This is a genomic window from Flavicella sp. IMCC45537 (assembly GCF_057197705.1).
In genome coordinates, this window is sequence record NZ_CM170067.1 from 1493127 (window position 1) to 1506134 (window position 13008).

General features: G+C 33.8%; 7 protein-coding genes. 4 read left to right on the forward strand and 3 right to left on the reverse strand.

Annotation, left to right across the window (positions count from 1 at the left end):
* Positions 1–25: 25 nt before the first annotated feature.
* Genes AC2DGP_RS06450 through kduI form a run of 3 tightly spaced genes read right to left on the reverse strand, consistent with a single transcriptional unit; the run spans position 26 to position 2851 of the window.
* On the reverse strand, positions 26–1198 hold the full coding sequence (locus AC2DGP_RS06450; protein ID WP_484492192.1) for a DUF4861 family protein: 1173 nt from the start codon (positions 1196–1198) through the stop codon (positions 26–28).
* Between the two features lie 10 nt (positions 1199–1208).
* A complete protein-coding gene (locus AC2DGP_RS06455; protein ID WP_484492193.1) occupies positions 1209–2003 on the reverse strand; it encodes a gluconate 5-dehydrogenase in 795 nt (264 codons plus the stop codon).
* 5 nt (positions 2004–2008) lie between these two features.
* A complete protein-coding gene (gene kduI, locus AC2DGP_RS06460) occupies positions 2009–2851 on the reverse strand; it encodes a 5-dehydro-4-deoxy-D-glucuronate isomerase (protein ID WP_484492194.1) in 843 nt (280 codons plus the stop codon).
* Positions 2852–2985: 134 nt separating this feature from the next.
* On the opposite strand from kduI, the gene AC2DGP_RS06465 reads away from it, so the two are divergent.
* From AC2DGP_RS06465 to AC2DGP_RS06480, 4 genes are all read left to right on the forward strand, one after another.
* A complete protein-coding gene (locus AC2DGP_RS06465) occupies positions 2986–4011 on the forward strand; it encodes a LacI family DNA-binding transcriptional regulator (protein ID WP_484492195.1) in 1026 nt (341 codons plus the stop codon).
* 4 nt (positions 4012–4015) lie between these two features.
* The gene (locus AC2DGP_RS06470; protein ID WP_484492196.1) at positions 4016–8095 is read left to right on the forward strand and encodes a hybrid sensor histidine kinase/response regulator transcription factor; all 4080 of its coding nucleotides are present in this window, start codon (positions 4016–4018) and stop codon (positions 8093–8095) included.
* Positions 8096–8304: 209 nt separating this feature from the next.
* Positions 8305–9843: a hypothetical protein gene (locus AC2DGP_RS06475; protein WP_484492197.1), complete on the forward strand. Its 1539-nt coding sequence runs from the start codon at positions 8305–8307 to the stop codon at positions 9841–9843.
* 22 nt (positions 9844–9865) lie between these two features.
* Positions 9866–13003, forward strand: coding sequence for a SusC/RagA family TonB-linked outer membrane protein (locus AC2DGP_RS06480; RefSeq protein ID WP_484492198.1), 3138 nt, complete (start codon positions 9866–9868; stop codon positions 13001–13003).
* Positions 13004–13008 lie beyond the last annotated feature (5 nt).

Consider the following 13008-nt stretch of genomic DNA (forward strand, 5'->3'; position numbering starts at 1 on the left):
AATATTATTGAGGAGTTTAAAAAAATTATTTCAAAGAAACTATCAAAGGAGAATTCAATTGTTTTGAAAAATGATCTAAATATGAAAACCAGCTTTCTTTAGTAGGAAATTGTTTACTTTTTTTCCAAGTAAATCCGGCGTAATAAATTAATTTGTCTTTATTGACTTTAAGCTCTGCATAAGCGTTGCTCAAATCTTTTTCATCAACATCATACTTCTCAGAACTAATAAAGGTTTCCGAATCCGCAACAATGGAAGTCCCTAATTCAGAATCCGCATGTGGTTGCCAATACGTAACCCACTGATCACCAGAGAATACTTTACCATCCTTTTCATGTAGCGTTAAACCTGCATAAATGTTATCCGTACCTGAAATACTTGTTTCAAATTTAGATAGGTTATTTCCTAGATCTAAGGTTATTATTTTACTTTCAGTAATAGACTTTGTTCCAGCGTTCCAATTTTCATATTCTAAATAAAAACTGGTTCTTAATGGCCCAGTCGTAATAGTCCTCCACTTAGTATAATTCTTAGAGTAATAAAAAGTATCCTGATCTTTTACCGCTATTCCACCTACTCCTCTACTTACTCCAACATGAAAATTATCCAATCCTTCACCTGTATCTTTATGATAACTTCCCATTTTATCAACTAAAGTTTCTTTATACCATTTATTGATAATCGGATATTCCACTCGTTTTAACCAAGCATCAACTCCGCTAGATAACGTACCACCCTTTTGTCCTGTCTCCTTTAGCATTTGAGCGTTAGGTCCGTATACACGAAAAGCTACCTTATCATTTTCCCAAGTATAATCATCCGTTCTTTCGGGAACAAATCTAGAATAACACAGGATTTCCGTTTTGGGTTGCTTTGATTTTTTAATTTTCAGAACCTGAAATGTCTCGTCTGAATTTGCATCAATTTTAGGCTGAAACAATAGCTGATCCATAGTTCCATCTCCATTATTGTCAACTAATTGGGTAAGCATTAGTTTTCCTGTTGAATTACTTTTAATCCCTACAGTAGCATCTAAAATTTCTATCCCTAAAGAGGACTTATCCAATTCTACAATTTCCTGTGATCTGTCAAAATCCAAAGTGTTTTGAACCACAATGGTTTTGAAGTGTTTGTTACTAGAACAAGATGACAATAGCCCAACAGCCAGTACACAATTAATAATCTTAAATACTTTCATAGAAAAATAATTAATCTTCATTTGCTGGTTTTCCAATAGTCGCTAGAATTCCTCCATCAACATACACCACCTGTCCGTTTACAAAATTACTTGCATTAGATGCTAAGAATATCGCTGCTCCTTGCAAGTCATCTGGATCTCCCCAAACACCAGCAGGCGTTCTACCTACAATAAAATCATTAAAAGGGTGTCCATCTACTCTAATTGGCTCTGTTTGACTTGTCGCAAAGTAACCTGGGCCAATTCCATTAGTCTGGATATTAAATTTTGCCCATTCCGTAGCCATATTCTGAGTCAACATTTTTAATCCTCCTTTAGCTGCTGCATAAGCCCCTACAGAATTTCTTCCCAATTCACTCATCATAGAGCAGATGTTAATAATTTTACCCGCTTTACGAGCAATCATTCCTTTTACAACATGCTTAGACATGATAAATGGGGACACCAAATCAACTTTTATTACTTGCTCAAAATCTGCTGTTTCCATCTCTGCAAGAGGAGTTCTTTTGATAATTCCTGCATTATTCACCAAAATATCAATTGCCCCAACTTCCGTTTCAATTGCTTCAATGTTTGACTTTACCGCTGCTTCATCTGTTACATCAAATAAATAACCAAATACATTCAATCCGGCTTTTTTATATACAGCAACAGCATTGTCCAATTTTTCTTGAGAAGAATTTCCAGTTACAACAATTGTTGCACCCGCATTTCCTAACCCTGTAGCCATTGCCATTCCTAATCCGTGAGTAGCCCCTGTTATTAAGGCTACTTTTCCTGTTAAATCAAATAAATTTACTGACATATATTTTATCTTAAATCTGTTATTTTACAAACATCCATATCTCCATAGTCTAAGTTTTCACCAGCCATACCCCAAATAAAAGTATAATTACTAGTACCTGCTCCTGAGTGTATAGACCAAGGTGGAGAAATAACTGCTTCGTTTTCACCCATCCAAATATGTCTTGTCTCATTCGTTTCTCCCATAAAATGGCAAACCGCCTGATCTTGAGGGATTTCAAAATAGAAATAAACTTCCATTCGTCTATCATGAACATGCGCTGGCATTGTATTCCAAGCAGAACCTGATTTGATTTCTGTCATTCCCATTTGTAACTGACAAGTATCAACAATACTATTCACAATTAATTTTCTAAGGGTTCTTGCATTTACTGTCTCCACAGATCCTAATTCCACCACTTCTGCATCTTCTCTTCCAACTTTTTTATTAGGGAAAGATTTATGTGCTGGTGTTGAATTCAGATAAAATTTAGCAGGATTCGAAGCATCTTTACTTGAAAATACAACTGATTTTGCACCTCTACCAATATATAAAGCTTCTTTAAAGTCTACATCAAATACTTCTCCATCTACTGAAATACTACCTGCTCCTCCAATATTTATGGCTCCTAATTCTCTTCTTTCTAAGAAAAAACTAGATTTCAACGGATCAATTGACTCCAATTCCAATGGCTTAGACACAGGTACCGCCCCACCAATAATATACCTGTCATAATGAGAATACACCAACTTTACGTTGTCATTCGTCAATAAATCCTGAACAAGAAACTCGTCTCTCAACTCATTCGTATCCATCTTTTTAACCTCTCTTGGAGAAGCTGCATAACGTACTTCAAATTTTTCTTCCATGATATCTTCGATATTAATTTTATGATTAATTTTTTGTAAAAGTACTAAAATATTCCAAAAATACAATCGATTGTATTTTTGTTTTTTTATTTTATATATTTGTGATTATAAACTTATCATAAGTAACCTATTGTATGTCTAAAGGAAATAAAATTACCATTCATGATATTTCCAAAGCACTTAAGATCGACAGTTCCACCGTCTCTAGAGCTTTGAATAATAGTCCACGCGTTTCTTCAAAAACACGTGAAAAAATTCAAAAAAAGGCAATTGAACTTGGCTACCAAAGAAATAGTTTAGCTTCCAACTTAAGAACTAATAGAACCAATACTATTGGTGTCATAATTCCAAGAATTGCAAGACACTTTTTTGCTACGGTTATTGCTGGTATCGAAGAAACAGCATATGAAGCAGGCTATAATGTAGTTATTTGCCAATCCTTAGAAAGCTTAGACAGAGAGGTAAAAATCATGAATTCTTTGGCGTCCAACCGCGTCGATGGAATTCTTATTTCTACTTCTATGGAAACTTCCACTTTTCATCATATAAAATCTTATATTGATAACAATAATCCTGTGGTGTTTATTGATAGAGCTTCGGACGCTTTTCCTGAATGCTCTAACATTAGCATTGATAATTTCAAAGCTAGTTACGATGCTACTAAATTATTAATTAAAAACGGTAGGAAAAATATCGCTCATTTTTGTGGACCACAAAACATAGGGCTTTATAAAGATAGAAAAGAAGGATATATGAAAGCTTTAAAAGAAAATAATATACCGGTCAAACCTGAATATATTTTCGAATCTATTCTTTCTGAAGAAGATGGTATTTCTTGTGCAAAAAAACTTTTAAAATATCCAGAAATTGATGGTCTCTATTCAGCTAACGATACGGCAGCAATTAGTGCCATTCAATATCTAAAATCTCAAGAGATCAATATACCTGAACAAATAGCAGTTATAGGTTTTAACAACGATCCAATATCCGAAGTTATTGAACCGTCATTAACAACAGTGCATCAACCTGGATTCGAAATGGGGAAATTATCTACTGAAATTTTAATCCATCAGATTAAAAACAAATCGGATAAGAAAAATAATCAATCTAAAATTCTAGTTCCAGAATTAATTATTAGAAAATCATCTGAAAACGAATAGCTATATGAAATTACTGAAACTATTTTCTCTTATTCTTTTTTTGCATTACACCAACAATGCAAAAGCACAGTTTACGGATCATCATTTCAATAATTTAAAATTTAAACATTACACCACAACACAAGGCTTATCTCAAGGATCAGTCATTGCTATTCATCAAGATAAAACAGGCTATATATGGTTTGGTACTAGAGAAGGACTGAACAAATTTGATGGTACAAAATTCAAAACATTTCGACAGAATTCAGAACAAACAGAAAGTATCTCTGATAGCTGGGTTACAAGTATCTATCAAGATTCGAAAGAAAACATATGGGTTGGAACCAAAAAAGGCTTGAACCAATACAATCCTGAATTGGAAAATTTTCATCCTGTAGAAAAATGGACTGATAAATTGGCTTTAAATAAATTAGAAATTTGGGGAATAACTGAATATAAAGATTCTCTTCTTTTAGTAAGCACAAGTTCAGGTGTTGCTACAATCAACCTCGATAATAATAAAACAGAATTTTTAGTAAATAAAAACAAAGACGATAACAGTTTAACGAATAACAGAACCAGATCCATTTTTAATTCTAAGGATGGAAACATTTGGATCTGTACGATCGATAAAATTGAAAGATACGATATCGAAAATAACAAATGGCAACATTACGATTATCCTAAAGGAGCAACACAGAAAACTAATAGAACCAGTTCACCTAAAATTTTTAAAGATCATAAAAATAATATTTGGTGTGGTTATAGTAACGGATTGGCACTTCTAAATCCAGAAACAAACCGTTTTGAAGACTACCTATTACACGGTAAAAAACCAATAACAAATGAAGTAAGAACATTTTGTGAAGACAAATTCCAAAACCTATGGATTGGAACTTATAAAGGATTGCATATTTTAAATAAAACGGATAAATCCATACAAACTTTTGTCCACGATGAGAACAACCCAACAAGTTTAAGTCAGAATTCTATCTACAAAATCATAAAAGATAAAAAAGGAGATTTATGGATTGGTACTTGGGCAGGGGGTATCAATTACTTTGATTATAGTTATGATATTTTTAAACACATCCCAGCCGGCCCAGTCAAAAGTATGCTCAATTACAAGGTAATTAGCTCTATCATTGAAACAGAAAAGAATAATCTTTGGATTGGTACTGAAGGTGGTGGTTTAAATTATCTTGATAGAAAAACGGGACTTTTTTCTTACTATATGTATCATAAAAATGATAAAACATCCATAAGCTCTAATAATATTAAATCTATGATTCAAGACCATAAAGGTAATTTATGGATTGGAACTCATGATGGTGGTTTGAATTATTTAGATACTTCAAAAAAAATAGTGTCTTTTGAGCATTTTGATGGAACTCAAGAAAATGGCATTACTGTTTCGGATAAAAGAATCCTAGCTATTTTAGAAGACTCCAACTACAATATTTGGATCGGAACCCTTACCAATGGTTTATTACACTACAACACCAAAAGAAAAGAATTTATCAAACTCAACTATAGCTTAAAGTCGATAAATGCCATCCATCAATCCAATGACCCTGAAATACTTTTTATTACTGGTTCTCAAGGATTAGAAAAAATCAACATCAATACCAAGGTGATTTCTAGAATACCCGTTGACTATAAGGATCCCGACTCAAATAAAACGGTTAATTGCGTCTATCAGCATACAGACGGATCAATTTGGATAGGAACAGAGGGAGATGGTTTGTTCTCTTATAATCCATCAACTAAAATCACAAAAAAATATGGCATCAAACAGGGCTTGCTAAATGAAGTTATTTATGGAATTCTTCCTGATTCAGAAAATAATTTATGGTTTTCTACCAACAGCGGAATTAGTAGATTAAACCTTAAAACAGGTAACGTAAAAAACTTTGATGAATCTGATGGTTTACAAGGGAGTGAATTTAACTATGGTGCCTACTCAAAGGCCAATAACGGTTCTTTATATTTTGGCGGTACTAACGGTTTAAACTATTTCAATCCTTCACAAATAGTAGAGAATAAATTTGTACCTGCCGTAGATATTTTTAAAATGCGTGTGAGTAACAAACCCTTTAAAACCTTAACCAAACACACCCCTACTATTACCCTAAATTACAAACAAAACGATTTTAGTTTTGATTTCACAGCTCTTAATTTTTCGCAAGCCAATAAAAATCAATTTGCTTATAAACTAGAGGGGTTTGATGAAGACTGGAATTTTATTGGCAATAACAAATCAGCTACCTATACTAATATTGATCAAGGAAATTATAAGTTTAGGGTCAAAGCCTCCAATAATGATAACCATTGGAATGAGGAAGGAGAATCGATCTCTATTAAAGTACTACCAGCTCCTTGGAAAACTATTTGGGCCTATCTATTTTATTTCGTTTTCTTATCTGTGTTAACCTACGCAACTTATGCTTTGATACGATTAAGAAACAAAGAAAAAAATGAATTAAAAAAAGAAAAAATAAATAGAGAAAGATTGGAAGAAGTTAACCAAATGAAATTAAAACTTTTTACCAATATTTCTCATGATTTTAGAACTCCTTTAACGTTAATTATCGGTCCCTTGCAAAGAATGATCGAAAATAACATGGGAGATGACTTTATTCAAAAGCAACATATTACAATGCAAAGAAATGCAAATATGTTACTTCAACTAATTACGCAATTATTAGATTTCAGAAAAAGTGAATCTGGTAAATTAGAGCTACATGCCTCAGAATCAAATATTGTTTCCTTTACTAAGGAAATTAAACTTGCCTTTCAAGATTTAGCAAAAGTCAAAAACATAAAATACGATTTTGTATCAGAAAGAAAAGAAATCAACTTATGGTTTGATAAAATCAAAATGAAAAAAATTCTTTTCAATTTATTATCCAATGCCTTTAAATATACTCAAGACGAAAGTGAAATAAACATTTATATAGAAAGTACAAATACCGAAGTGATTATTACCATTACTAATTTCGGTGAAGAAATACCTCAGAAAAATATAAAACATGTTTTTGATAGATATTACCGATCCGACCAAGATGGATTTAAATCTGGATCTGGCATTGGTTTAGCACTTACCAAAAGTCTTGTGGATCTTCATAAAGGAAACATTTCCGTTACCAGTTCAAAAAAAGAAGGAACCTCCTTCCAGGTCAAATTTTTACTAGGAGATCATCATATTAACAATTCTGATAAATTATTGGCTACCAAAACCGAAAATCCATTGAGCCAAACAGAATCTGATCCAAATTTCGATCCTTCTGAGACCAGTGCAGAAATAGATAACAATATTACCCTAGATGAAAACAAGTCCACTTTATTGGTTGTTGAAGACAACTCTGATGTAAGAAATTTTATCAAAGAAATATTTGATGAAAAGTACAATATATATACAGCAGAAAATGGAAATACGGCTATTTCTATTGCAAACAACAAAGATATAGATCTAATCATCAGTGATATAATGATGCCTGTAATGGATGGATTAGAACTTTGTAAACAAATAAAATCAAATATTACTAGCAGTCATATCCCAATTATACTTTTAACGGCAAAAACGGATTCTGCCCATCAAAAAGATGGCTATCAATTTGGTGCAGATGCTTATATAACAAAACCTTTTGATGCGGCAATTCTTGAGGTCAGAGTTGACAACTTGCTAAGCACAAGAACCAATTTAATCAGTAAGTTTAAAAAGGACCTTATTTTAACTCCTAAAGAACTTTCCGTTACCTCTGCAGATGAATTATTTTTAGAAAAAGCAATTCAAATAATTGAAGAAAACATAACCGATCCTGAGTTTAACGTGCATGTATTCACCAAACAAATGAATATGAGTAGATCTGTTTTATATCGAAAATTCAAAGCACTTACCAATCAATCAATAACAGAATTTATAAGAACTATCAAACTAAAAAAAGCAGGACAATTGATTGCGAACACAAAAATGCATATCTCTGAAATAGCATATGAAGTGGGCTTTAGTGATTTGAAATATTTTAGAAAGTGCTTCAAGGCTCAATTCAACGAAGTACCTTCGAACTATAGAAACATCCATAAGAAAGAAAATGAGAGTTAGAAACTCTACTCCTTAGAAATTAAAAACTACCAAGATAAACATACATTTATTTTGGTAGTTTTTTTTTATATTTCTAGTACAACCAAGCAAAAACAGGGTTTTGAACAATTCACACCTCCTGTTAGACCATTTTGCACCACAAAAAACAACTTAGTATTCTCCAATTTTACAAAGTAAAACGAATACTAAAACCTAAACTTACGCAACCTATGAAAACAACCTATAGATTAATATTTATGTCTCTTGGCTCACTACTCCTCTTCAGTAGTTGTAATCAAGAGACATTTAGTCCGGGTGCTAGCTTGGATAATTATGAGGGTCCCAGTGAACTGCATTATCATGAAGTTTTAAATGCTAGAGAAAATGCAGCTTTAAAAACAGGAACTCCTACCATCCAAACAAATGGATTGATCCCTCACTATGAAATAGTTTCCGCTAAAAAATCTGACGGAAGTCAACTCGACGATACTTATATGAAAGATGTAAGCATCGAAAATCCAACAGAGAAAACCGTAAATTTAGATCCTGAAGATTATATCATCTTTGAAGGAGATACCATTAAAAGTTATACATCTTACAACTACAGTAAGGCAGGAGTAATTGAAATAGCAGACGAAAACAATTTTGGAATTGATGATTACTATTTTACTGTTAAAGTAACCACAAAAAATGGTGAATCCATAAGTTCTTCAACTTTTGATGATGTTTTTCATTTAGGTGTAGGCCCTGGATTAGTGACAAATTTGTTATACTCACCAATAGCACAAAATTTAGTAACATCAACTGATGCCACTACAACGCAGCCATACCTTATTACCGGAAATCCAGATGTTACATTTTCATTAGGTAGCGACCAAGAGAAATTAGTTATCGATACGGAAACGGGTGTTATTCGCCTGCAAGACGATTACACAACAACCCTTAACGACACCATATACCCAACGGTACAGGTTACTAGTAATATTAGTCAAGAAGTTACAGAATTTCAAGGATCTAGTTTCTTATTCTTAGTAGCCTCTAATGCTCCGGTAGATCTTCCTAAACAAACAAATTACTTTTTCTATCCAACACTACAAGCAGAAAGCAAATTGTATGGATACGAAAAAACTATTTTAAAACCAGGAGATGTAACCGAAGCCAAAACTTGGCTGCAGGCTGCCCCTGCCCCCCTAGCAGCAGAAGAAAGACCTGAATCCGTAATCGGAAACAAATCACTTTGGACCAATATGACTGCCGGAGATTGGGAGCCACATGAATCTTTTATTATTATAAACCCGCAAGACTTAACACAATACAAATTAGGGTACAACCTTGCAACCGTATTCTATACTAAAAATCAATATGTAGAATACAAAACTGATGGAGCTACTCCCTCTGAGCTAGAAATTTATATTTCTACAGATTTCACAGGTGACAACGAAACTTCTACCTGGACTCAAATCAATGACCAATTATCTTGTCAAATCAATACCACAACTGGTACGCCATTCATCGGAACTCCTTATCCTGGAGACCAGAAATTGGGAGATGGGGATCCTGATGGAAGAAAAGACCCTACAAGAAATGCTGATGCCAAATGGGTAAGAAATGAATTAAACCTAAATCCTTATAAAGATTCTAAAAGCTTTGCTTTAAAATTTAAAATTGCTGCTACCTACACTGGACCAGGAAAACCTGACTCTGGTTCAAAAGGAAGACCTGGTAGATACTATGTTTCAGACGTATATTTTAAAGCTTCAGAGGAGTAAAACATTTCAAAAAACGATTCAAATGAAAAATATTATAACAATATTCATAGCACTTACCTGCTTCTCTTTTATCGGGTACGCACAAAAAGCAATCACCGGGAAAGTCTCAGATTCCAACGGAAACCCATTACCTGGTGTATCCATTATCTCAAAAGGAGAAAATAAAGGAACCATTTCTGATTTTGATGGACTGTTTTCTTTAAACGATATAAAATCAGGAGCTAAACTTACCTTTAGCTATATGGGATTTGAAACCCAAGAGGTAATCATAGAAAACAACAATACGCTAAACATAAAACTTCGAGAATCTAATGTTAGCTTAGAAGAAGTTGTAGTTGTTGGTTATGGAACAGTAAAAAAGAAAGACTTAACTGGTGCTGTGGCCTCCGTTGCCGCAGAAGATTTAGTCAATACCGCCACTACTAATTTCGACCAAGCTTTGGCGGGTAGAGTATCTGGTGTGCAAATAGGTTCTGTAGATGGAACGCCTGGTGAAAGTCTTAATATTGTAATTAGAGGAGGAAACTCAATTACAGGAGACAACTCACCTCTATATGTAGTAGACGGAATTCCTCTTGAAGATTTTGACCCTGCTAGTATTAGCACAAATGACATTGAAAGTTTCGATATTTTAAAAGATGCTTCAGCTACTGCCATTTATGGTTCTAGAGCTGCCAATGGAGTTATAATCATAACCACTAAAGAAGGAAGAAGTGATGGTAAAACGGATGTAAAATTTAGTGTAGCACACAGCTTACAATGGATTCCAAACAGACTTCAGGTTTTGGGTCCTTATGACTATGTGTTGTACCAAGAACAAATCGCAAAGGCATTAGACAACTATACACCAGGTCAATACACTAATTTTTTCAAAAGAGATTGGGTTGATAAAGAATTATATCGAAATAGTGAAGGAACTAGCTGGCAAGATGAAATTTTCCAATTAGCAGAAACATCTCGTTACAATTTAAGTCTGAGTGGAGGTAACAAAACGACCAAATTGTACTTTTCAACAGAATACCTTGATCAAGAGGGAACAATGATCAATACAGGATTTAAAAAATACTTGAACAATTTAAAGTTCACGCACAAATTAAATTCTAAGACCACTTTTAATGGTTATTTACAATATTCTCATTTAGACCGAACTGGTCCTACCATTTCTGGGAATAAATATACAAGTGTTATAAGGGATGCTGTCCAGTTTAGACCCGTTGAACCCATTAATGATGATGGGTTGGAAGAAGGTGGTTACGATTTCGATGATAGCAATCAAAGGTATTTATTCAATCCTGTGAAAAACCTTGAAAATACAGATAGATCAAATCGTTCAGATGTAATTCGTGGTAGTTTAGCAATTACTCATAAATTCAAACCCAACTTATACCTTAGAGTGTCAGGAACTTATCAAGTTGACAATAGAAAGGAAACTTTATTCTTTGGATTAGACACACAACAAGGACGAAGAGGAACAGACCACATCAATGGAACTCTTACTACTCGTAGATATCAAACTTTATCTACATCCAACACCCTTACCTACAAAAAGAAATTTGGTAAAAACAGTTTTACTGGGTTGGCTGGATTAGAAGCACAAGCAAGAGATAGCGAATACGCCCGCATGAAAAATTCTGAAATTCCAACCGATTTATTCGGAATGGCAAAGTTAGATTTAGGAACATCACCATCGATTCCTGTTACCCAATTGTCTGCAAACACGTTACTGTCCTATTTTGCAAGAATCAATTATAGTTATAAAAATAAATATTTATTAACGGCAACATACAGAGCAGATGGATCTTCTAAATTCAGTGAAGACAACAGATGGGGGTACTTTCCTTCATTCTCAGCTGGTTGGAAATTAAGTGATGAAAACTTTATGATGGGTCTTGATGCAGTCTCTTTTGCTAAATTAAGAATTGGATGGGGTAAAACCGGAAACAACAGAATTGGAGATTATGACGCCTACAGCCAATTAAACGCAAGTGTTTCCAGTGGTTATGTATGGGGAACAGGTCAAAACTACACACCAGGTGCTTATCAAAGTAATTTAGGAGTTCCTGATTTACGTTGGGAAACTACAAGCCAAACAAATGCAGGGTTAGATCTTGGTTTTTTCAATCAAAAATTACAAGCCACAGTAGACTATTATAAAAAATCTACATCTGATTTGTTATTAAAAGCTGAAATGGCCCCACATACAGGATTTGACAAAGTACAACAAAATGTTGGAAAAGTTCAAAATGCAGGGTTAGAGGTTACATTAAATTCTGTCAATATTACTTCTGATAACTTTAGATGGACATCATCATTTAATATATCATTTAACAAAAATGAAACAATAGCCTTAAACGATGGTCAAGAGGCGATTTTTACTGACCCTGAATGGAATAATAGTTACCCAGAATATCAATATATCACAAAAGTGGGGCAACCTGTTGGGATGATGTATGGTTTGGAATTTGATAGAATTTACCAAGTAGATGACTTTAACTGGGACAATGCTTTACAAACCTATGTTTTAAAAGAAGGTATTCCCGACAATGGTACCTTACCTGTTGCCCCGGGAAGTGTAAAGTTTATAGATCAAAATGGAGATGGTACTGTGAACGATCAAGATAGAGTTGTTATTGGAAATCCACATCCTAAACATTTTGGGGGACTTTCAAATACTTTTGAATTCGGGGACTTTGATTTTAACTTCTTATTACAATGGTCTTATGGATATGATATCTTAAATGCTAATAAAACGGTATTTGGAGTTCCGGAGGCAGGTAGACGAAATGGATTTCCTGATTTAATAAATGCTTGGTCACCAACAAACACCAACACAACTGTGGGTACTATCAGATATGCTAATGTATATGGTGCAGCTCCCAAAGGAAATCAAATCGATAACCGACATATAGAAGACGGGTCCTATTTAAAACTAAAAGCAGTTTCATTTGGTTATAACCTACCTTCTGTATTTGCTGAGCAACTTAAGTTAAAAAGTTTACGAGTATTTGTAACAGGTCAAAATTTATTTACCTGGACCAACTACTCTGGCTATGACCCAGATGTGTCGGTGGGTAAATTTGGGGCATTAACTCCAAATCTAGATTACTCCGCCTATCCACAGAGCACAACTATTATGACAGGACTTGATATTATTTTTTAATAAGA

Coding starts and splice junctions, on each gene's coding strand:
- AC2DGP_RS06470 (WP_484492196.1), top strand. CDS start 4,016: ATGAAATTACTGAAACTATTTTCTCTTATTCTTTTTTTGCATTACACC.
- AC2DGP_RS06475 (WP_484492197.1), top strand. CDS start 8,305: ATGAAAACAACCTATAGATTAATATTTATGTCTCTTGGCTCACTACTC.
- AC2DGP_RS06455 (WP_484492193.1), bottom strand. CDS start 2,003: ATGTCAGTAAATTTATTTGATTTAACAGGAAAAGTAGCCTTAATAACA.
- kduI (WP_484492194.1), bottom strand. CDS start 2,851: ATGGAAGAAAAATTTGAAGTACGTTATGCAGCTTCTCCAAGAGAGGTT.
- AC2DGP_RS06450 (WP_484492192.1), bottom strand. CDS start 1,198: ATGAAAGTATTTAAGATTATTAATTGTGTACTGGCTGTTGGGCTATTG.
- AC2DGP_RS06465 (WP_484492195.1), top strand. CDS start 2,986: ATGTCTAAAGGAAATAAAATTACCATTCATGATATTTCCAAAGCACTT.
- AC2DGP_RS06480 (WP_484492198.1), top strand. CDS start 9,866: ATGAAAAATATTATAACAATATTCATAGCACTTACCTGCTTCTCTTTT.